12 protein-coding genes are annotated in these 20,134 nt (G+C 48.7%); 2 read left to right on the top strand and 10 right to left on the bottom strand.

The window, feature by feature from the left end:
- Nucleotides 1-11: 11 nt before the first annotated feature.
- Complete coding sequence (locus DFR62_RS11115) at nucleotides 12-1,109, top strand: ABC transporter ATP-binding protein (RefSeq protein ID WP_058381611.1); 1,098 nt, start codon at nucleotides 12-14, stop codon at nucleotides 1,107-1,109.
- Nucleotides 1,110-1,494: 385 nt separating this feature from the next.
- On the opposite strand, the gene DFR62_RS11110 is transcribed toward DFR62_RS11115, so the two are convergent.
- The 8 genes from DFR62_RS11110 to DFR62_RS11075 all read right to left on the bottom strand — a co-directional run bounded on the left by DFR62_RS11110 (nucleotide 1,495) and on the right by DFR62_RS11075 (nucleotide 15,046).
- Nucleotides 1,495-3,525 (bottom strand): beta-galactosidase, encoded by a 2,031-nt coding sequence (locus DFR62_RS11110; RefSeq protein WP_121300443.1) that lies wholly within the window; start codon nucleotides 3,523-3,525, stop codon nucleotides 1,495-1,497.
- 397 nt (nucleotides 3,526-3,922) lie between these two features.
- The gene (locus tag DFR62_RS11105) at nucleotides 3,923-5,647 is read right to left on the bottom strand and encodes a glycoside hydrolase family 35 protein (RefSeq protein WP_241663124.1); all 1,725 of its coding nucleotides are present in this window, start codon (nucleotides 5,645-5,647) and stop codon (nucleotides 3,923-3,925) included.
- A gap of 57 nt (nucleotides 5,648-5,704) precedes the next feature.
- The gene (locus DFR62_RS11100; RefSeq protein ID WP_121300442.1) at nucleotides 5,705-7,915 is read right to left on the bottom strand and encodes an alpha-galactosidase; all 2,211 of its coding nucleotides are present in this window, start codon (nucleotides 7,913-7,915) and stop codon (nucleotides 5,705-5,707) included.
- 456 nt (nucleotides 7,916-8,371) lie between these two features.
- The gene (locus tag DFR62_RS11095) at nucleotides 8,372-9,199 is read right to left on the bottom strand and encodes a carbohydrate ABC transporter permease (protein WP_121300441.1); all 828 of its coding nucleotides are present in this window, start codon (nucleotides 9,197-9,199) and stop codon (nucleotides 8,372-8,374) included.
- Entirely contained in the window at nucleotides 9,196-10,143 is a 948-nt protein-coding gene (locus tag DFR62_RS11090) for a carbohydrate ABC transporter permease (RefSeq protein WP_121300440.1), read from the bottom strand. Before DFR62_RS11090 ends, DFR62_RS11095 begins: the two co-directional genes overlap by 4 nt.
- Nucleotides 10,144-10,254: 111 nt before the next feature.
- The gene (locus DFR62_RS11085; RefSeq protein ID WP_121300439.1) at nucleotides 10,255-11,553 is read right to left on the bottom strand and encodes an ABC transporter substrate-binding protein; all 1,299 of its coding nucleotides are present in this window, start codon (nucleotides 11,551-11,553) and stop codon (nucleotides 10,255-10,257) included.
- A 147-nt stretch (nucleotides 11,554-11,700) separates the two neighbouring features.
- Complete coding sequence (locus DFR62_RS11080; protein ID WP_121300438.1) at nucleotides 11,701-13,509, bottom strand: cache domain-containing sensor histidine kinase; 1,809 nt, start codon at nucleotides 13,507-13,509, stop codon at nucleotides 11,701-11,703.
- Entirely contained in the window at nucleotides 13,469-15,046 is a 1,578-nt protein-coding gene (locus tag DFR62_RS11075; protein WP_241663123.1) for a response regulator transcription factor, read from the bottom strand. Before DFR62_RS11075 ends, DFR62_RS11080 begins: the two co-directional genes overlap by 41 nt.
- Before the next feature lie 390 nt (nucleotides 15,047-15,436).
- Here DFR62_RS11075 and ade point away from each other — a divergent pair, with 390 nt between their 5' ends.
- The gene (gene ade / locus DFR62_RS11070) at nucleotides 15,437-17,191 is read left to right on the top strand and encodes an adenine deaminase (RefSeq protein WP_121300436.1); all 1,755 of its coding nucleotides are present in this window, start codon (nucleotides 15,437-15,439) and stop codon (nucleotides 17,189-17,191) included.
- Between the two features lie 175 nt (nucleotides 17,192-17,366).
- Here ade and DFR62_RS11065 read toward each other — a convergent pair whose 3' ends face one another.
- A complete protein-coding gene (locus tag DFR62_RS11065; RefSeq protein ID WP_121300435.1) occupies nucleotides 17,367-18,464 on the bottom strand; it encodes a D-alanyl-D-alanine carboxypeptidase family protein in 1,098 nt (365 codons plus the stop codon).
- Between the two features lie 410 nt (nucleotides 18,465-18,874).
- A complete protein-coding gene (locus DFR62_RS11060; RefSeq protein WP_121300434.1) occupies nucleotides 18,875-19,843 on the bottom strand; it encodes an NAD(P)-dependent alcohol dehydrogenase in 969 nt (322 codons plus the stop codon).
- Nucleotides 19,844-20,134 lie beyond the last annotated feature (291 nt).

The following is a 20,134-nucleotide window of genomic DNA, read 5'->3' as shown; positions in this document are numbered from 1 at the left end:
GAGGGATTTATATGGCAGGCTTGACTTTAACGAATATCCGAAAAGAATACGAAAAAGGGGTTGTGTCCGTTCAGGACTTCAATCTGGAAATCCGCGATAAGGAATTTCTCGTACTCGTCGGCCCTTCTGGCTGCGGCAAGTCCACTACCTTGCGCATGATCGCAGGCTTGGAAGAAATCACGGATGGCGATTTATATATCGGTGACAAACGCGTCAACGATGTCTCGCCGAAAGACCGCGACATCGCGATGGTGTTCCAGAACTATGCATTGTATCCCCACATGAGCGTCTACGACAATATGGCGTTCAGTTTGAAGCTGCGCAAAATGAAAAAAGACGAGATCAAGACACGCGTGGCGAACGCCTCGAGCATCCTCGGCCTTGACGATTACTTGGACCGCAAACCGAAAGCGCTGTCAGGCGGCCAGCGCCAACGTGTCGCTCTAGGGCGTGCCATCGTACGCGATGCAGAAGTGTTCTTGATGGATGAGCCTTTGTCCAACTTGGATGCCAAACTGCGTGTGCAGATGCGCACCGAGATCCAAAAGCTCCATCGCCGCCTGCAGACAACAACTATTTATGTCACGCACGACCAGACAGAAGCGATGACGATGGCGACCCGCCTTGTCGTCATGAAAGATGGCTTTATCCAGCAAGTCGGCTCGCCGAAAGAAGTATACGACAAGCCGGACAATATGTTTGTCGGCGGTTTCATCGGTTCGCCGTCCATGAACTTCCTGCGCGGGAAAATCGTTGGCGATTCGTTCGTCATGGGCGATGTCAAAGTGCTCGTCCCTGAAGGCAAGCTTGCGACACTGCGCGACCAAGGATATAAAGACAAGGAAATCGTCCTAGGCATCCGTCCGGAAGACATCCACGATGAACCTTTGTTCCTCGACCATTCACCGCATACGAAAGTGAAAGCTTATGTAGAAGTGGCGGAATTGATGGGTTCGGAGATCATCCTGTACTCGAATGTTAACGAACAGGATTTCGTGGCGCGCGTCGATGCCCGCTTCAATGTAGAATCCGGCCAGACGATCGACATGGCCTTTGATATGAATAAAGCACATTTCTTCGATAGCGAATCGGAATTGCGCATTAAATAAAAGGAAACCCGGCCGAAGTTCTGGCCGGGTTTTCCTGTATGTAAAGAAACTCAGGAAACCGTATTTTCCGAAGCTTACCGCTCGCTTTCCGTGGGGCGGGAATCGAGCCTCCTCGTCACTGCGTTCCTGCGGGGTCTCTCAAACCCGCTAGTCCCACAGGAGTCGAGCGAACGCTTCTACAAATACTCAGACAGGTCATTGACTTCTAGGTGTAGAAAAGGTGAACATCTTTTTTATTTCAAAGCGGATTATAGAATTTTTCAACCGGGCAGTTTCCCCAAAAATTTCCAACAGTAAAAATCCATGCACCCGCCCCCAACCGTTGGAATGATTTCCAATAGCCGGGCGCTGTGCATGGGTTTTTGTTTGTTTCTATTACAACTGCTTATACTTTCGCTAAGATGAAGACGCCTTTGGCTTCGAGTTCCACTGTCCCGCTCAATTGCTGAGCAGTTAGCAGTTCTTTATACTGGCTGTCTTTCAAGTCGATCGATTCTGCTTTGTTGTTGTGGTTCAACACGAACAAATACGTCTGCCCGTCTTTGACGCGTTCGGTCGTTTCGACGCCTTCCGGTACGGAAAGCAAGGGCTCGACACCCGCTTCTTCGCATACGGTTTGCAGGAAATCGACCAAGAACTCTGCGTCCGGGCTCGAGGCCACGTACCAGGCTTTTCCTTTTCCGAACTCGTTGACAGTCAGGACCGGCATGCCTTGATAGAAATCAGAGCCGTATTCAGCGACTGCTTGCGCGCCTTCTGTGTGGATCAAGTCGAACAGCAAATTGCAGGAATAGCTGCCGCTTAAGCTTCCACGAGATCCGGTCACGACGATTTCATTCGTTTCGTCCGGATGCAGCGCATCGATTTCCTCTGCCCAAATGCCAAGCACATTACGCAATTCGCCTGGGTAGCCGCCGAGTGTCACGATATCGGTTTCGTTGACGATGCCGCTGAAGAAGGTCGTGATGAACGTGCCGCCGTTTTCGACGAAGCGCTCGACTTTTGCTGCGTAGCCTTCTTTGACCATATACAATACCGGTGCGATGACGACATCGTATTGGCTCAAGTCTTCTTCGACGCCGACCATATCGACTTGGACGTTCAATTTATACAGCGCGTCGTAGTATTTATGGACTTCATTGACATAATCCAGCGACACGGATGGCCCGCTCGACAGCTCTGTCGCCCAGCGGTTTTCCCAGTCGAAGACGATCGCGACTCTAGCGTTGACTCGCGCATCGAGCAAAGTATCGCCCAATTGGTTGAACTCACTGCCGATTTGCGCCACTTCGTTGAAGACGCGCGTATTTTCATGTCCCACGTGTTCAATGACCGCGCCGTGGTATTTCTCGCAAGCCCCGACCGAACGGCGCAGCTGGAAATACAGGATCGTATCCGCCCCGCGGCCGATTGCCTGGTAGCTCCACAAACGCATGACGCCCGGGCGCTTCAAGGAGTTGTACGGCTGCCAGTTTTGCTGGCTCGGCGTCTGCTCCATCAGCATGAACGGCTGCCCGCTCTTCAATCCGCGCATCAAATCGTGCGTCATCGCCGTATAGCTAAACGGCGTATCGATCGCTGGATAGTTATCCCACGACACAACGTCCATTTCTTTTGCCCACTTGAAATAATCGAGCATCGGATACGTGCCCATCAAGTTCGTCGTGATCGGGATGTTCGGCGTATGCTTGCGGATTGCGTTGTATTCAAGCTTATAGCAATCGAGCAGGCTGTCCGACTGGAAGCGGCGGTAATCAAGAGAAATCCCTTGGAAGTCTGAAACGTTGTCTTCACGCTCTTCGCTGAGGATATTCGGTGCGACGATTTCGTCCCATTCGTAGAACGTGTGGCCCCAGAATCCAGTGTTCCAAGCTTTGTTTAACTTTTCAAGCGTGCCGTATTTATCGCTCAGCCAAACGCGGAAAGCGTCCTGGCAATTATCACAATAGCAATAGCCGCCGTATTCGTTCGACACATGCCAAATCAAGACCGCCGGATGGTCTTTATAGCGCTCGGCTAGTTTGTCGGCGATTTTCTCGGAATACTCGCGGTAAGTCGGGCTATTCGGGCACGAGTTGTGGCGGCTGCCGAATTTGCGTTTTCTGCCGTAGAAATCAACGCGCAAGACGTCCGGATATTTTTTCGCCATCCACGCAGGATGCGCTGCCGTGCTTGTAGCGAGGCATGTGTAAATGCCGTTTTCGTACAAGCGGTTGATTTTGTCATCGAGCCAGTCGAAGTTGTACGTGTCTTCGTTCGGCTGATTGAGCGCCCATGAAAAGACGTTCAAGGTTGCGACGTCGATGCCAGCAAGCTTGAACATGCGCACATCTTCGTCCCAGATTTCTTGTGAATCCCATTGTTCCGGGTTATAGTCCCCGCCGTGCCAAATCTTCGGCAATTTATCGTTGATCATTTGATTCCATCCCTTCTATGTATGTTGAACCAAGAATTTTCACCATCAATATTCCGCGAAGCAGCTTCTTAAAACACTTTGCTCAACTCTCACTATGTTCGAGCATCGCAAATGAATAAACTCAGCTTCCCTTCGCTTATTCATTTCCTGCGGGCTTGCGCCGAACTAACTTGGGCTTAGACGCCCAAGTGGATTTCGGCACTTCGCTTTCCCGCGGGAAAGGTGTTGACCGAAGCTTGCAAGGTCAATCCTTTGCGACGCAGTGCGCAGCGCTGTGGGAGCAGTTTCTTTTGCGATGTAATGCGCAGCATTATTGAGCAGTACGGTTTTCTACGCTGTTTCGCTCCATATCTTATAAATTAGCGAAAAACGGACAACATCTTCTTAGTATTAGTTTTCAGTCAAGCTTCGGCTGATCGAGCAATTGGATTTGATCCGTTGTTGTATGTTCCAGTTCCAATACGACGATTTCGTTGTGTTGTTTTTTCAATAATGGGCCTGGCAAGTACAATCGTTGCTGCGGGCCGGCGGTGTTCCAGTAGCGGCCGAGGTTAAAGCCGTTAATGAAGACATTGCCTTTTGTGAATCCGTGCGTGTCGACGTACGTGTCCAAGCCTTCTTCGGCATCAAACGAGCCGCGGAAGAATTTCGGGAAGCGTGAGTCTTCTCCCGCTCCGTAGCTCCCCGGCAACTGTTCGAGCTCCACTTTGAACATGTCCCAGTAGAAGAAATACTGTTCGCCGAGCCATAAATTGTTGACCAAGCCTTTCGGGTCCGTCAAATGCTCTCCGTAATTGGCGCGCCCCATATTTTCCACGAGAATCTCGAGCGTATTTACCGCTTCCGGGAAATCCAGTTTCAGCATTTTTTCCTCGTCGTTGATATATGTCGTTGCGACATGGCGGCCGTTGATGTAAATAAACCCACGGTCGCGGATATCTTTTGAGCTGACTTTCAGTTCGCCCCGCCGGTTGACGGTCGTCCGGTACAGCGTGTAGCCGTAAGCCTGGCCGATATCTTCCATCGACAGCGGCACAATATGCTCGACCTTGTCGCTGATCGTTTCCAACACATCGAACAAACTAGCCGATTCGGTCAGCGTAACAGTTCCATACGCTTTCGCAGAGACGTTCTCCTCGAAATCCGCTGGTACTTCCCGGTACTCACTTAAGACTTTTTTGACCGCCTTGTATTTCTCCGTAATTGCGCCGCCTTCTGTCAGCAAGCTATCGTAATCGTAGCTGGTGATCGTCGGATAATAGACATCGTAGTGATTGGCGCCGTTCATGAAGCCGAAGTTCGTTCCGCCGTGGAACATATAGAAATTGACGGAAATGTTCTTCTCCATGATTTCCTTGAAAACCGAAGCGACGTCGTCCCCGCTCCGCACGGTATGCTCTCCTGACCAATAATCAAACCAGCCGATCCAAAACTCGGTGACCATTTTCGGTGAATCCGGCTTGAAGGCATCAAGTGCTTGGAACGACTCTTCCACACGCGACCCGAAGTTCAAGGTCGTCGTCACATCCGGCATCGAGCCTTGCGTGATAAAGTCCGGACCGTCTGAAGTGAACAAGAAGGTATCGAGCCCGTGCTGTTCATATTGTGCTTTAAAGAAATCAAGGTAGGCCGAATCGTTGCCGTATGCGCCGTATTCGTTTTCGATCTGCATGGCGATGACCGGGCCACCGTTTTGATACAGATGCTTTTTGAATTTCGGCAGCAACTCCGCGAAATAATCTGCCACATGCCCAAGAAAAGCCGGATTGCTGCTTCGCAACACCAAGTTTTTGTCTGTCATCAGCCAGGACGGCAAGCCGCCCATTTCCCACTCTGCGCAAATATACGGCGCCGGGCGCAGGATGACATACAGCCCCAAGCGATGTGCCAGCTCGATAAAGCCTTCGATATCCGCCATTCCGGAAAAGTGGAATTGGCCTTTTTTCGGTTCATGGAAATTCCATGGGATATAGGTTTCGACCGTATTCAACCCGAGCGCTTTTAATTTCTGCAAGCGATCTTCCCATTGTTCAGGCACGGTGCGGAAATAATGCATACCCCCGGACAAGATTTGGAACGGCTCTCCTTCAAAATAAAACGATCCATTTTTAGCAGTCAGCACATCGACGCCTCCTATGTAAGATTCCACAAGGCGGTTAAGCTTTGCGGAACTGTCCAGTTACACTCGCGTTAATTTATAAATAATAGAAGAAAAATCAGAAGGATGTTGATTTTGGCGGTAACGATTGAGCTGCAGGCCTGCTCCCATCAATTCATCCCCGTAAAACGTATCGTCGATCCCATCGATGGCGTATTCGAATTCGGGGTTGAGCCCTTTGAAGAATGCGCGTGCATATCCTGGGTTCGGTTTGGCAAGAACTTGGTAATAGCCGAATATGGCTTCGCTTTGGTCATCTGCCACGACCATCCAGCTCGTCACGTTGCCGTCTTCTGCAAATGGGCTGGCAAGCCGATAAAATTGCCCTTGTTGGATGAGCGAACGGTTTTTTTTATAGAAAGCGATTTGCTCGGCAACGATGGCTTTGTCATCATCGTTCATCTTCGTGACATCGAGTTCGTAGCCGAATGCGCCGAAATACGCGACATCCGCACGCGTCTTCAGGCTCGTGATGCGTCCCACTTGATGATTCGGCACTGCTGAGACATGCGCGCCCATCGAACTGATCGGATAGACCATCGACGTGCCGTATTGGATCTTCAAGCGCTCGACCGCATCGGTGTCATCACTCGTCCACCCTTGCGGCGCGTAGTAGAGCATTCCTGGGTCGAAGCGGCTGCCGCCTCCTGCACAGGATTCGAACAAGACATCCGGAAATTCCGAAGTCAATCGTTCGTACAAAGAATACACGCCAAGGATATAGCGGTGGACCACTTCCCGCTGGCGGTTTGCCGGCAATTCTAACGAGCCCACTTCTGTCATATAGCGGTTCATATCCCATTTCACATAGGAAATCGGCGCATCACGCAGTACGCCAGCTACCAAGCCGTGGATATAATCCACCACTTCCTGGCGGGAGAAATCCAACACAAGTTGATTGCGGCCATGCGAGCTTTTGCGATTCGGCACATGAAGGATCCAGTCCGGATGCGCATTGTACAATTCGCTCACTTTCGACACCATTTCCGGTTCGAACCACAAACCGAATTTCATTCCCAAATCGGCAATATTTTTCGCCAATTGGCTGATGCCGCTCGGCAATTTGCGCTTGTCTTCAAACCAATCGCCGAGAGATGACGTGTCCGCATCGCGCTTGCCGAACCAGCCGTCATCTAGGACGAACAGCTCCACGCCCAATTCCTTGGAAGACTTCGCGAGTTCCAAAATTTTTGTTTCATCGAAATCAAAATACGTCGCTTCCCAATTGTTGATCAATACCGGGCGTTCCCGGTCGCGCCATGTTCCGCGCGCCAAGCGGTTTCGGTAAAGCTTATGATAGGTCTGGCTCATATCGTTCAAGCCATCCGGCGAATAGACCATGACCACTTCCGGTGCCTGGAAACTTTCGCCGCTTTCCAACAGCCAATTAAAATCAAATGGGTTGATGCCGATCATCAATCGCGTCACATCATAATGGTCGACTTCGACTTGAGCCAGGAAATTGCCGCTGTACACCAAACTCACGCCGTACACTTCGCCGTGATGCTCGGTAGTCGACGGGCGCTTCAATGCCAAAAATGGATTTTGATGGGCGCTGCTTGTGCCTCTTGTGCTGCTGATGCTTTGAAGGCCTGGCACCAATTTGCGGTTGTGGACATGTCGCTCCCTGACCCACGCGCCCGACAACTGCACCATCTCGAAATCCGAATCCGGCAAATCGATGCTCGCACTCATTGCTCTCGTCAAATTGACGTCTCTTTGGCCGTGATTAATAAAACGGGCAGAGCGAGTGATGGCGTTCAGTTGTTCAAAGACGCTATAGGACAGCTGGATTTCCACATCGATCGCTTCGTCGTACAAAGAAATCTCCAAGGCGGTAGCTTCTTCGTCTTGCTCGACATATGTCGCGGGCAAGCCAGCGAGCTTGTTTTTCCCTTGATGGATGGTGTGATTTTGATAGACGAAGTTTGTGATACGGCTGCCGCCTTGTTGCAGAACTTGATACGCAGGCTCGCGAAAATCCGTCGTTCCGTATGCCGGATATTCCTGCTTGAGAATATCGAGTGAAAACACCAAATCGCCTTCGTAAACGCAAGCGGTATTCGGCATTTCCTCGATATGAAACAAGCGCTCGAACGATTCCCGGTGACGCAGTTTCTTGCCGTAATACAGCTGGCCGAGCTGTTCATTTTTCAAGATGCTGAAAATATAGCTGGTCTTCTCGGTTTGCAGATGAAACTCACGTGTGGCGTCGTTATATAAAATCGGCACAATTTACCTCCTACTCGCAAATTAGATAAAGTAGACTTCTTACCCGCTTCGGGCGCTCTGGGCATAGCTCCCGCAAGAAGCCAGGAAAATAGCCTGTCTTCTTGCTTCGCTTAGCCCCTGGACGCGCCGGCGCTGATTAATTACTTAAATTGAAGCAACTATCTTCTCTACTCCTAATCAGATATGGAGCAAAATAGCGTAGAAAACCATACTACTCCCACAGCGCTGCGCACTGCGTCGCAAAGAATTAGCCTCAATCATTTCAGCTAATTCTTGCCTGCGGGAAAGCGAGACAGCCGAGACCCTGCAAGCGAATTAACGAAGGGAACTGAGCTAATTCGTTTGCGACGCATTTACAAAGTAAATGTGGGAGCAGGGCTTTTGGCGTAGCGACGAAGCGGCTTGGCGCTCGCCCGCGGCAAGCGTAGCTATTTTGCGGAATATCACTCACAAAACCTACCCTTTAACCGATCCCATCATGCCGGCAACAAAGTGCTTCTGCATGAGGAAGAATACGAGCGCTGTCGGCAATGTTGCGATGACGATCGCTGACATGATGACGCCATAGTCTGGCGAGTAGCTCGAGCCGAGATTCGAAATCAAGAGTGGAATCGTCCGTTTTTCCGGTGATTGCAAAATGACCAATGGCCATAAATAGTTATTCCAGCTGTTCATGAAGGCAATGATCGCCGCAGCTGCGTATGTTGTTTTCATGGTTGGCACGTAGATTCGGAAAAACACGCCGATCTCACTCAAGCCATCGATGCGTCCCGCTTCCACCAAATCTTTCGGGAACATTTTGGTGTTTTGGCGGAAGAAGAAGATGAAGAACGCCGTAGTCGCTGTCGGCAAAATGACTGCTCCGAGCGAGTCGATGCCGATGAGCGGTGCCGTTTCGCTGATGCTGCCGAACATGCGGTATAAAGGAATCATGATCGCCGCAAACGGGATCATCATCGACAACAGCAAAATGGTGAAAATGATGTCTTTTCCTTTGCTGCGGTGGATTTCAAACCCGTAGCCGGCAAGCGAGGCCAATAACAGCGTCAAAAAGGTCGTAATGATCGCGATAATGGAAGAATTGATCAAAGCTGGAACGATGTCCACTGTTGCGAAAAGGGTTTTCAAGTTTTCGATTAAATGCGTTCCCGGAAGTAAACGCCCTTGCGTCACATCGACCGATTTATTAGTGATGCTGGTGAGCATCCATAGGAATGGGAAAATGGAAACAATCGCCGCGACACTGAGAAACGTATAGATGAAGATTCGTTTTAAGCTGTTCATTTTTTCTCACCCGCCACTCTGAATTGGATAATTGAAAGGATCACTACGAGTATTACGATGACATAGGAAACGGTTGACGCGTAACCGAAGTCAGGCGTGTATTCAAATGACAAGTTGTAAATGTATTGTGAAATCGAAATCGTTGCATTCCCTGGGCCGCCATTAGTGATGTTGACGATTTCATCGAAGATTTGCAATGTCCCGATCGTGGAGGTAATCGATGTGAACAAAATGATCGGCTTGAGCATCGGGACCGTAATTTGGAAAAACTGCTGGAACGAGCTGGCCCCGTCAATTTTTGCCGCTTCGTAAATCGATTTGTCGACGTTTTGCAAAGCCGCCAAATAGAAAATCATGTTATAACCGGTCCATCTCCATGTAATCGCCAAAATGATGACGACTTTCGCCCAAAACGGATCTGCTAAAAAGTTGATCGTCTGTGGAATGAAACCGAAATTGATCAAAAATTGGTTGACGATGCCATCGATGCCAAACAAGTATTTAAAGACGACTGAATAGGCAACGAGCGATGTGACACAAGGCAGGAAGATCGCAATCCTGAAAAAGCTCTTGAACTTCAATTTCGGGTCATTCAATAACACCGAAAAGAACAAGGCCAAGACGATCATCAACGGCACTTGGATCAGCAAGTAAATCGTTGTATTGGTCAACGCCGCGATAAAGGTCGGGTCGCCGAACAATCTGCGCCAGTTATCGAGCCCCACATATTCGAGGTTCGCTCCCATTCCTGACTGGAACGACAACAGGAATGCTTGAACCATCGGGTAAAAGTTGAAGATGGTGATGGCGATGACCGAGACAATGATAAACAGCCAACCTACTTTTTTCTTGAAAAAAACACCGGTTTTTTGGCGCCTGCTCTCTTCGTATTTAGTGCGAACCGGAAGATCCACTTCGGCTTTCTTTGTTCCTAGTTGGCTCATGCTCCTCATTCCTCCTATAAAAAAACCTTGAGCTGTGCCCAACTGGTAAGTGATAAAGCACTTCTACCAGTTCGTCGGCGGCAACTCAAGGCTTCATGTATTTCCGATCAATTATTTGAGTTGTGCTTCAGCTTGCCCTTGGACATTTTCAAGTACTGTATCCAGTTCTGCGCCGTTCAAATAATCTTGCATTCCAGTGACCAGGATGTCTTCGATTGCGTATGTGTGAAGGCCATAATTGACTGCTGGAATTTTATCTGTCCATGTGGAGAGGTCTGTGATGAGCTGCTGCCCGCCGAAGAACTCGTCTTCCACTGCGTATGCATCGCCCTCAGCTGCCGGTGAATATGTTCCAAGCGCGCCGATGTCTTTGACCAGTGTTTGATACAAATCAGGATTTGAGCCGAATGTGTTCAATAAGAAGTCTGCTGCTTGTTCTTTGCCGTCCACATTCAGTACGTACCATGAGCTGCCGCCTAGGTTGGATGCGTTGACTGCGCCTTCCATATCCAAGCGTGGCATTGGAACGACTGCCCATTTGCCGGATTGATCAGCTGCTTGCTTGACGCTTGGCGTAATCCAGTTTCCGGTCGGTACGCTGGCTACATCGCCGCTATTGAACGCACCGACAAATTGGCTCCAGTCAGAAACGATTTTCGCGATGTCCGCATCCATCATTTCTTTATATGTTTCAAAGCCTTTTTCAAGAGTTTCGTTTCCTGCAATGTTCGGTGTCGAACCATCTTCTTCGACATACCAAGATCCGTTCGTCTGGATCATCATGCGCACTTGCGCCAAATCGTTCGGATCCAAAGTCAGCATGTTCTTACCTGTCGCTTCTTTGACGTCTTTCCCGATTTCAATGTATTCCTGCCACGTGATGTCTGTTACGTCTTCGACTGAGTAGCCGGCTTCTTCAAGATAGTCTGTCCGGACATACAGTGCTGCAACGCCAGAGTCGAACGGCAATCCGTATTGCTCGCCGTCAAAGCTCGTCGTTGCGATCTTGTAATCCGCAAAGTCTTCGGAATCGATGACATCCGTCAATGGATGGAATGCATCTGGATACGCTTGCAGGAAGCTTTGTGCACGGTAGTCTTCGATCAAGACAATATTCGGCATGCCGTTCGTTGTCCCTGAGCTAAGCCCCGTGTTGAGTTTTTGGATAATATCGTCTTGCGCATTTTCAATGATGTTCACTTCGTAATCGCCATCGCCATTGTAAGCTTCTTTTGCATCTTCAAGAGCTGCAATGTTGAAAGCCGGATCCCAAGCCCATGCCGTAATCTCGTCTACGTCAGCTGAACCTTCTGATCCACTGCCACCGCTCGCCTCTTCATCCCCAGAAGAACAAGCTGCTAATGCGGCCATGCTCGCTGCCGCCAAAAACATAAGATTAAACTTCTTCATTTGAAATCCCCCTTTTTGTAAGCGCTTAACTTTTCGCCTTGTAAACAGTATAGCGGCCAAAAAAAAAGATTGTTAGCACAATCTTTAGGTGTTCTATCCGAAAATTTTTAGATATTTCAATTTTCTATCTTTTTTCTTGTACTATTATTAGGTTCTTGGAATTTCGTTGGCTTTTGTGGAACTATCGACTTTCTGGATCGGCAATTCCACTTTCACTTTAGTGCCTTCGCCTTTGACGCTCGAGATGTCTACGCCGTATTGGTCGCCGTAAAGCATCTGGATGCGCTCGTGGACGTTGCGGATGCCGATGCCGCTGAACAGATGGCGTTTTTCCTTGATGTCTTCTTTCGTGTGGTCACCTTTGATTTCCATGCCGTCGCCGTTATCGACGATTTCGCACAACAAATTGTCGCCTTTTTGGGACACCAAGATTTGCACGAAGCCTTGTTTTTTCTCATTGAACGCATGGAAAAACGCATTTTCGATAAATGGCTGCAAGATCAATTTCGGCAATTGGCAGTCCAGGCAATCCGGGGAAATGAAGAAATTCACTTTGATGCCATCGCCGTACCGCGATTGGTTGATCAGCACATAGTTTTTCAAATCCGCTATTTCCTGCTCGACGGTAATGGTCTGCTCGACATTGCTGAGGGCATTTTGCAATAGCGCAATCAAGGCGTGAATCATATCGGTCGCTTGCTCTTTTTTGCCTTGCTGGATCATGAACTTGATCGACGCCAAGGTATTGTAGATAAAATGCGGGTTGATCTGGTGCTGCAGCGCCATCAATTCTGCGCTGCGCTGTTTTTGCTGCGCCTGTATCGCCAAATCTACGTATTCCTGCAATTCATTGAGCATGGAATTAAACGCATTGGCGATTTTCTTCGCTTCGTAGCCGCCGGTTTCAGCGACCGGCACGTTGAAATCGTGTTTTGCCATGGTCGAGATTTGCTTAACCAGGCGGCTAATCGAATTGGTCATGCGCCGCGAAATGATGAACACGACAATGACCGCGAGCAACACAATGCCAAGGCTGATGAGCAGGATTTCCTTTGTATTGACAAGATTGGCGAGCACCGCATCTTTATCTACCAAATTGACCAAGTACATATTGTAAGTCGGCAAATATTGCGCCATCAGCATATAATCCTTGCCGAACACTTCTACGTCTTTGTATTCCAGCCTCTCCTCGTCCACTTCTTGCGCCAAAGCCAGCAATTCAGGAGACTCTTGGCCGATCATTTCCTCTTTATTTCCAGAGACGATTTTCCCTGTGGCATCGACCAACATGACTTCATTTTCCTCGCTTGTGTAGCCCTCGTAAAAACCTTTGAGCTGGGCTTCGCGAATCGGGAAATACAGCACACCGTAGATTTCACCAGTCGACCGCTCCATCAACGCTTTTGTCGCGACGATCATCGGCTCATCCGCGAAGGACGTCGATGGCAAATACTGATACAGCAGCCGGTTCGGCCGATTGATTGTATATTGCGAAATAGGGTGATTGCGCAGCGCTTCCCACGACACCGGCCAGTTCGTGTAATTGACATTGTACAGACGTTCGTTATTGCCGAGCACAATCATGTTGGTATCATACGACTCGACGGTACGGTAAATGCGCTCGATCTGCTCGCTGATGTCGTGGTAAGAGCTGTATGTTTCCAAAGTCGTGGCGTTCGTCTGGGTCAGCACCCGTTTGATGGTACCGTTATTTTGCACTTCATTCGTCGCCGCTACAATCGCAAAGCTATAATCTTCGAATTCATTTTCAATCTGTTCCAATGCTCTCGAGTTCGAAATGCTGAAGGTGTCCATGAACAAATCCGAAGACATTCGGATTGAGCTGAACGTGATCAACAGCGAAACGGCTACGATGCTGATGACCATGATCAAGAACATTTTGATGAACAAGCTGTTATTTCTTAAGATGCGAAAAGCCTTTTTCTTCATGTTCATTACGGGCTTGGAGCTCCTTTCGATAACTGCCTGGAGACATCCCGGCTATACGCTTGAACACTTTGCAATAATAGCTGTGTTCCGAATAGCCGACCATGCCGCTGATGTTCGAAATGGACACCGTACTGTTTTCCAGCAATTCCATGGATTTTTTGATGCGCACCCGGTTCAAGTATTCACTGAATCCTTCTTTATGGTGCGTACTGAAATAAGACGACAAATACGACGCGTTGAAATGGAAATGGTTGGCGATTTCAGACAACCTCAGCGGCTCGGTGTAATGAAGCTCGATATACTCCAGAATCTTGTCGAGGTTATTGGATTCATTCGCTTTGTCTCCTAGGTGGATGATTTCCTTCACTTCTTCGAGGAAGGCATCGAGCAAACCCAATGCTTCATTGACATCAGCGGCTTCATTGATCGTCGAAAAATAGCTATATTTCTTCTGCTCAAGCTCTTGGGTATCGTATTTCATGGCATCCAATAAGACAACGATGTTGAAGACGATATTGCCCAAAAACGATTTGAACTCGAAACTGTCATTGTTGTAGCGCCCGGCCAAATACTCGACATGGTTTTCCAGATACGTGAAAGCGGCATTGAACAGCCGGTCCTTGAACATCTCAATGAAGTGATTCAAATCGAAATTTGCTTGTTTTTCATTTTCCAGCGGCAATTCACCGAAGAGGAACAGCTTGTCTTCCGGCAAATAAAATTCATATTTCTTCATCTTTGCGAATCCTTCATCATGCGCTTTCTTTAAATCTTCGATGGCATCGACCGGCTCGCACATCATCCATCTGCTTTCTTGCGATTGAGCTGCCTGCTGTTTGATGGCTTGTTTGACGATTTCCAGCTGATGCGGATGGAAATTCAGTACCATCAGCGCATCCACGTCACTTGAATTCAAGATAAGAATCGGCAATTCTTCCAGCATGGATCGTTCCAAAGCCGTTTTCAGCTGGAGTGGATCGGCGTTTTTGCCACGGATTGCCAGTAAAGCGAAATGGCTGTTCGGCAAAACATCGGATAGCCCGTCCCGGTCGACAGGCAAATGATATCCTTGAATCACGCCTTCCAATAACTCTTCTGTGGTCGGTTCCGCCTGCGCCGCCGAAACGCAATGCTGTAGCCCCGGAATGCGGTCCACGACACGGTTCAATATTTTCAACAGCTCATGCCCATTCAACTTGGGCTTTAAAATATAATCGGCGACGCCGTTTTGGAACATCGACCGGACATATTCGAAGTCTTCAAAACTACTCAAGACGATGAATTCCGTATCGGGAAACTCCGTTTTCCCTTCTTTCACCAAATCGATACCGTCCATGATCGGCATGACGATGTCCGTGATGACGATATGCGGCGCAAATTCTGCAATCAAGCCCATCGCTTCTTTGCCATTCGAAGCTTCCCCCACAATTTGAAAGCCTTCCTGTTCCCAAGCAATATAATTAATGATCCCCTGTCTGATCAACATCTCGTCGTCAACAATCAGAACTTTGCACGCTTCTCCCATGATTTTTACCCCCATCATATGAAACTCATCGGTCAATTCCGAGCCCTTACACCATCTATTTCTCTGCTTGGCATGCTCGACCTGTCCATCCTCGTGGCAATTCTCTGAATTCTTTTTCTTGTTGATATGTTACCACCTTTTGAGCGGATTGGGATAGTTCCCAGGTTCTGACTTTAGAATCGGAAAACATCTAGACGAATTGTGTCTTGTAGAGTGAGAATTGTGTCATGCACAGGGACGGTTTCACACCCACCTCCACTGGTCACGGGTTTTCCAACGTCCGAATTGTGTCGCGCACAGGGACATTTTCTTTTTTCACTAGAGCTTCCGCTCGCTCTGCTGTAGAATAAGGCAAAACTTAACTCGCGTTCAATCCCCGATCAAGCATCTAAAGGAGCGAAATCAGCCATGAAAAAAGCCCAACTGAAAAACAGGATCGCCGCCGCCAACAAACGGAAAAAAGCAGACCTTGTCATTCGCCATGCGTCGATCGTCAATGTCTTCATGAAAACCTTGACGACCGGAGACGTAGCGATCAGCGACGGCGTCATCGTCGGAATCGGCGACTACGAAGGCATCGAGGAAATCGATGCAACCGGCAAGTTCATCGCACCCGGCTTGATCGATGCCCATGTCCACATCGAGTCGTCGATGGTGACGCCCCAGCAGTTTTCACGAGTCGTGCTGCCGCACGGCGTGACGACGGTCATCACCGACCCGCATGAAATCGCCAATGTCAGCGGAACGGCGGGACTTGAATTCATGCTAAAAGATGCAGATCAGGCCATGCTCGACATTAAAATGATGCTGCCGTCGTGTGTCCCGGCGACGCCTTTTGAAAATGCAGGTGCCCGGCTGTCCGCTGAAGACTTGATTCCTTTTGTTGGGCGCGATTCAGTACTCGGCCTGGCAGAAGTCATGGATTTTCCGGCGGTGCTTCAAGGAGACGAAGCGATGCTCGATAAACTCCTGCTGAGCCGGCAAATTGACGGCCACGCAGCAGGCCTCACCGATAACGATATCAACGTCTACGGCACCGCCGGCATTTTGACGGATCATGAATGCGTGACGAAAGAGGAAATGGCGGCGCGCATCGAACGCGGGCTTTACGTCATGCTGCGCGAAGGTTCGGTCGCAAAAGACCTGCACGCGCTGCTCGAAGGCGTGACCGAACAAAACGCTCATCGCTGCTTATTCTGCACCGACGACAAGCACCTCGATGATCTGATCGAAGAAGGCAGCGTCGATTACAACGTTCGGACGGCTATACGCTACGGAATCAACACCATCACCGCTATTTCGATGGCGACCTTGAACGCTGCCCAATGTTTCGGGCTGCACCAAAAAGGCGCCATCGCCCCTGGTTACGATGCAGATTTTGTCCTGCTCGATAATTTGGAAGAATTCACGATTGCGAAAGTCTATAAAGGCGGGCAACTGGCAGCAAAAGACGGCCGCTATGCAGAGCCTGTAAATACGGCCTGTGACAGCTCATCGGTACGGGAGACGATGCGCATTGCCGAATTGTCCACGGACAATCTGCAAATTCCAATGGGGGCCAATGCGAGCGCCCATGTCATCGGCATCAACCCAAACAAATTGATCACCGAGCATTTAATTGAAGACGTGCCAGTCGCTGACGGCACGTTTGTTTCGAATCCGGCAAGTGGCCATTTGAAAATCGCCGTCATCGAACGCCACCGGGCAACCGGCAATATCGGCCTCGGCATCGTCAAAGGGCTGGGACTCCAAAACGGCGCCATCGCCACAACCGTTGCGCACGACTCTCATAATGTGATTGTGGTTGGGACGAATGACGAAGATATGTTGGCGGCCATCCGCGCACTGCAAGAATTGCAAGGCGGGCTCACCGTCGTCCAAGACGGACAAGTCCTGGCGAGTTTGTCGCTGCCAATTGCCGGCTTGATGTCCGACGAACCGTTCGCCGCCGTGTATAAGCAGCTGAAAACAATCGATAAAAGCTTGCTTCAGATCGGCGCCCCAACACATTTTAACGCCTTCCTGACTTTGTCGTTTCTGTCGCTGCCGGTCATCCCTCATTTGAAACTGACCGACCGGGGATTGTTCGATGTCGGGAGTTTCCGGCATATTTCCGTTGCTGTCCCTGTGCACGACACAATTCAAACGCCAGAAAACGACTGAGAGTGTTTATATGGCGGGGGTTTTTTGTTGGACACGCCTGAACTCGCCCCTGTGCACCACACAATTTAAGCAAAAAACATGAAGAATGCTCCACTTACCCGGAGCATTCTTCATGTTTTTTTCGATAAAGTTATAGACGATCCAGCTTATGTATAAGAGAATCTTTTTACCTCATTTATTTACCTAAAATATTGAAGTACTCTTCAAGTGTTTTTCCAGCAGCTTTGATTTTAGTAGCATTATCCTCGCCTATATAACGGAAGTGCCACGGCTCGAACATGTACCCCGTGATGTCTTCCTTGCCTTGTTGATAGCGCAAATGGAAGCCATATTTATGAGCGTTTGAAGCCAGCCATTTTCCTTCTTTTGTGTTCGCAAACGACTCTTCAAACCAGTGTGCTTGATTAACTCCGCCTAAATCAAAGGCTAGTCCAGTCTGGTGTTCAGAATGTCCAGGACGGGCGCTGAACCGGTCAGCTTTTGTTTTTCCATGTTTTTTCACATAGTTATTATACAAAGTGTTTTGGTACCAATAAGAACGGTATGAACTCGTGATTTTCAATATAACACTCTGTTTTTTCGCATCAGCAATCATAGCGTCCAATGCTTTTTTAGCCGTCGCATTTACTCCAGGATTATAAGTTGAAGGCAATGCATACTTTTTGTTCACAATCAGAATGCCATCCACATATTTGCCAGGTGTATCTGTCGAAGGAGCCGGATATTTCGATGGTGCTGCTGTTCCGATTTTCGCTAAGTAGTCAGAATGAACATAGCCCGTTTTTGCGCCGTATTTCACTTTGTACCAAATGCTACTCTTTGAGATATACGATACTTTTCCGTTTTTAGGAATTTGCAACACGATCTTGTGTTTTGTCGAAGCCCCAGTACGGAGGTTCACGTTACTTTTCGCAAAGTGGGTTTCCGGAGTTGCTTTTGGTGGTTCCGGCGCAGCTTCCTCGATTTTCGTTATGTAGTCGGAATGAACATAACCCGTTTTCGTACCATACTTCACGTGGAACCAAGTACCGCTCCCCGAAATGTACTCCACTTTTCCGCCCTTCGGAATTTGCAACACGATTTTATCTTTTAATGAACCGCCAGTGCGGAGGTTCACATTGCCCTTCGCCACGTGAGTTGCTGTCGATGCCTCTGCTTGAATCATACCGAATTCGGTATTGCTCAAAGCATTTCCTGTAGGCATGACGGAAATAGCCAATGCGAGTACCGCTGTTGAGACAGCCGCTTTTGTTGTCAATTTATTTTTCGTCATAAAAACCAACTCCCTCTCCTGTCGCCGCAACTTAGTTATATACAAAATTCCGCTTGTACATGTCGAACACCGTGATAGATGATTTTGGCTTCGTTCATGATTATATCATCCAGATTAGCCACTTCCTGCGAACAATTTATAGTATCATAACCACTATCTTTTATTTCACCAGCAATAAATCTGATCTTCCACCCTCTTCATATGCCTTCCTCTATTACTTCTCGAATTGATATTGTGGCACCCTCAATTTCAAAATATTTCTAAATCATTAAAACCTACGCTTGCAACTGCAATAAAGCGACCAACTATTTAACCTTTAAAACGCAAAAAAACTCCCTAAATCAGAGAGCTCCTTCATGCGTTTTTCTCTAGTATTCCATCTTAAACAGGGCCGTTCAAATAAAAGAAATTCAATGCCGAATCACAACATTGCCTTTTTTCGCTCCACTCTCCACGTAACGATGCGCCTGAGACAACTCTTCTAGCGGAAATATCCGATCAATGACCGCACTGATCTTCCCTTCTGCAAACAAGTCACACAAATAGCGTAAGTCGTGGGCTTTGTAATCCGCTACGCCCACAAACACTTTCTGCCCCTTCTTCCTCCCCGTTGTAAATCTCTGAAGAACTTTGCCGAGGCTCGGATTGCCGATTAAGTAAACGCCCGTTGCTTTCAATGAACCCATGGCTTGTGAAAAAGTATTTTTCCCTACGATATTCAAAATGACGTCATAAGCTTCGCCATTCGCCGTAAAATCTTCCCGCTCGTAATCAATGACTTTGTCCGCTCCGATCGATAAAAGCATGTCCAGTTTTTCCTGCCGGTCGATCGCTGTCACTTCTGCTCCTTCGTGTTTAGCGAGTTGGACTGCGATGGTTCCGATGCTGCCGCCCGCTCCGATAATCAACACTTTTTGCCCGGCTTGGATATTGGCTTTCCGGAGAAAAAACAATGCATTCATTCCGCCTGTCGGAATCGTGGCAGCCTGTTCATAATTCAACTCCTCCGGCATGTGGACGATCGCATAACGGGCCGGTAAACACACATAATCGGCATTAGCCCCGAGTTTCAATCCGGGCGATCCAACCACACGGTCGCCTTTCTTGAAGTGCTTCTGTCCTGCTCCAACACTGTCCACTATCCCGGCAAATTCCTGCCCCAATACTTTCATTCTCGGCTTTCGGGCACCGAATAATAAACGCATCGGAAGACGTAAATACATAGGGAATGTAAAGCTGCGCATTTCACAATCCCCTGCCGTCACAGTAGATGCCAGAACTTTAATGCCGATTTCATTATCCTTTGGCACCGGTTTTTCAAGTTCTTGCAGCTCTAGGACCCCAGGATCCCCGTAGCGCTTACAGACCATCGCTTTCATACTCTCTCCTCCTTTTTTCTATATAATAGAAAGTTCTTCTGGCAATCCCACTTCCGTCGTTTCACGAGTTATCTTTCATCTCAGGCGAAATTTCATGCTTTCACAGCCATCCACCTGGAGGGAATACACGCAGACACCCATTTCGTATACCTTTTAGTTCCACTTTTCCGCCATCGATTCCTGCCTAATCGCGCTGTGCTCTATCGCTTGCCCTCGCTGCCCCGCTAGTCCACCTCATGCAGTGGCACGCACATGACTATATGCAATTATTCCCGCCGAATTGTGTCTTGC

Origin of the sequence: Planococcus citreus, assembly GCF_003664125.1 — a bacterium.
Lineage (GTDB): Bacteria > Bacillota > Bacilli > Bacillales_A > Planococcaceae > Planococcus > Planococcus citreus.
The sequence above is the reverse complement of the archived record's forward strand: the minus strand, read 5'-3'. Positions and strand labels throughout refer to the sequence as shown.

Excerpts from the sequence above, each read along its gene's own strand:
- DFR62_RS11115 (WP_058381611.1), top strand. The coding sequence starts at position 12 with ATGGCAGGCTTGACTTTAACGAATATCCGAAAAGAATACGAAAAAGGG.
- DFR62_RS11090 (WP_121300440.1), bottom strand. The coding sequence starts at position 10,143 with ATGAGCCAACTAGGAACAAAGAAAGCCGAAGTGGATCTTCCGGTTCGC.
- DFR62_RS11065 (WP_121300435.1), bottom strand. The coding sequence starts at position 18,464 with ATGACGAAAAATAAATTGACAACAAAAGCGGCTGTCTCAACAGCGGTA.
- DFR62_RS11095 (WP_121300441.1), bottom strand. The coding sequence starts at position 9,199 with ATGAACAGCTTAAAACGAATCTTCATCTATACGTTTCTCAGTGTCGCG.
- ade (WP_121300436.1), top strand. The coding sequence starts at position 15,437 with ATGAAAAAAGCCCAACTGAAAAACAGGATCGCCGCCGCCAACAAACGG.
- DFR62_RS11110 (WP_121300443.1), bottom strand. The coding sequence starts at position 3,525 with ATGATCAACGATAAATTGCCGAAGATTTGGCACGGCGGGGACTATAAC.
- DFR62_RS11060 (WP_121300434.1), bottom strand. The coding sequence starts at position 19,843 with ATGAAAGCGATGGTCTGTAAGCGCTACGGGGATCCTGGGGTCCTAGAG.
- DFR62_RS11080 (WP_121300438.1), bottom strand. The coding sequence starts at position 13,509 with ATGAACATGAAGAAAAAGGCTTTTCGCATCTTAAGAAATAACAGCTTG.
- DFR62_RS11085 (WP_121300439.1), bottom strand. The coding sequence starts at position 11,553 with ATGAAGAAGTTTAATCTTATGTTTTTGGCGGCAGCGAGCATGGCCGCA.
- DFR62_RS11075 (WP_241663123.1), bottom strand. The coding sequence starts at position 15,046 with ATGATGGGGGTAAAAATCATGGGAGAAGCGTGCAAAGTTCTGATTGTT.